General features: G+C 65.1%; 1 protein-coding gene. It reads left to right on the forward strand.

Annotation, left to right across the window (positions count from 1 at the left end):
- On the forward strand, positions 1-598 hold a 598-nt coding region (locus ACM6IK_RS24285; protein ID WP_414876357.1), incomplete at both ends, for a hypothetical protein.

The following is a 598-nucleotide window of genomic DNA, read 5'->3' on the forward strand; positions in this document are numbered from 1 at the left end:
GACCCTCAACGGCCTCGACGTGTATGGCGGTGAGCTGACGGTTTACGAAAAAAACCTCAGCGACGGCAGCAGCCCGGACACGCCAGCCCTGACCCAGAGTGGCACCTTCACCGTGACCGCACTCGATGGCCTGCAAACCCTGACAGTGGGCGGCATCGCCGTGGTCAGTGGTGGCGTGGCCGCCGGCTTCCCGCAATCGATCAGCACGCCGCTGGGCAGCACCCTGACCGTCACCGGGTTCAACGCGGCGACCGGGGTGATCAGCTACAGCTACACCCTGAACGACAACGAAGCGCACCCGACGGGCAACGGCGCCAACACCCTGCCTGAGCAGTTCGCCGTCACCGTGGTCGACGACAACGGCACCACCGCGACCGGTTCACTGGACGTGAACATCGTCGACGACCTGCCCAGTGGTGTGGACGACAGCAACATCAGTACTGCTTCGGAAACCCAACTGACCCTCAACGGCAACGTGCTGAGCAACGACGTGCAAGGCGCCGACCGGGTAGCGGTTGGGGAAAACGCCGGCCCCATCACCCCCGGGACCTTCGCCGGCACCTACGGCACCCTGGTGCTGAATGCCAACGGCACCTAC

It is taken from the genome of Pseudomonas sp. IT-196MI5 (genome assembly GCF_949767415.1).
Classification (GTDB): Bacteria; Pseudomonadota; Gammaproteobacteria; order Pseudomonadales; family Pseudomonadaceae; genus Aquipseudomonas.